Genomic DNA, 1,338 nt, shown 5'->3' with positions numbered 1-1,338 from the left:
CTGGCCCGGGCCCTGGACGTCGTGGCCCGCACCGACGTCGAGGTCAAGGGCGGCGGCGCCGACCCGGCGTACGCGCTGGAGCGGATGGTCCTGCAGGTCGCCGCGGCCCGGCGCCGCTAGTGGGCGCGTCCACCCGCCTGGACGGCGTCGACCTGGCCCGGGCCGTCGCCCTCGTCGGGATGATGCTCGTCCACGTCGTCATGACGATCGACCTCGCCACCGGCGGGCCCTCCGTCGCCGGCATGCTCGCCGCCGGACGCGCGGCCCCGCTGTTCGCCCTGCTCGCCGGCCTGTCGCTGAGCCTCGTGCGCCAGCGCGACCCCCGGGGCGCCGGAAGCGTCCGCGCGGTGGCGGTCCGGTCGGTCCTGCTGCTCGTGCTGGGCCTGCTGCTGGCGTCGCTGGAGTCGGTGACCGTGCTGGTCATCCTCGCGTTCTACGGCGTCATGCTGCTGGTGGTGCTGCCGTTCCTGGCGCTGCCCACCCGGGTGCTGGGCCTCGTCGCCCTCGGCTGGGTCGTGGTCGCGCCGGTCGTGCACCTGGCGCTGCTCGACCGGCTGGGCGCGGCCTACCAGGGTCAGCTCGAGCTCGCCGACCTGGCGGAGCTGGGTCATTTCGTCGCCGAGCTGGCGGTCACCGGCACCTACCCGGCGCTGGTCTGGACGGGCTACCTGCTCGTCGGCGCGTGGCTGGGACGACTCCCGCTCGACCGCGTCGGCACGGCCGTCGCGCTGGTCGGCGGGGGAGCGGTCCTGCTGGTGGCGACGCTGCTGGCCGGCCTGGTCGCGCTGCGCTCGGGCGTGCTGGACGGGTTCGTCGACGACACGTCCTGGCGTGGGCTGTTCGTCTCGTCCTGGTCGCTGGAGGGCGTCACCGACCCGGCCCGCCTGCTCGTGGTCGGCGAGCACACGTCCAGCTCGCTCAACGTGCTGTCCGCGACCGCCTCGGCGGTGCTGGTCGTGGGCCTGTGCCTGCTCGTGGTGCACGTCCGCCCGGTGCGGACGGTGGTCGCGCCGCTGCTCGCCGCCGGCAGCATGCCGCTGACCCTGTACACGCTGCACGTGCTGTGGCTCTGGAGCGAGAACGCCCACGGCTGGCTCATGGCCGAGGACCGGCACGTCGAGTGGGCCAGCCAGGTCGTCGTGCTCGTGGTGGCCGCGTGGCTGTGGCGCCGCCAGTGGGGACGCGGCCCGCTCGAGCAGGTCGTCCGCCGGGCCTCGCTGCTCGGCGCCCGCTAGCGGCTTCGTGGCGAGCTGACCCGTGCGGACCAGCGGCCGGCCAGCTTCTGGTGCCACGCGCGGACCCGGAACGTGGCCCGGCCGGACCGCGGCGCGGTCACGT

1 protein-coding gene is annotated in these 1,338 nt (G+C 75.3%); it reads left to right on the top strand.

Features of this window, described 5'->3' with window-relative positions; genetic code table 11:
* Window positions 1–119: 119 nt before the first annotated feature.
* Window positions 120–1,235: a heparan-alpha-glucosaminide N-acetyltransferase domain-containing protein gene (locus AC2W7G_RS16470; protein ID WP_485869386.1), complete on the top strand. Its 1,116-nt coding sequence runs from the start codon at window positions 120–122 to the stop codon at window positions 1,233–1,235.
* Window positions 1,236–1,338 lie beyond the last annotated feature (103 nt).

The organism is Aeromicrobium sp. PFPM2_SD2 (assembly GCF_057364525.1).
Note: the sequence above shows the minus strand (reverse complement) of the source record. Positions and strands in the feature narration are given on the sequence as shown.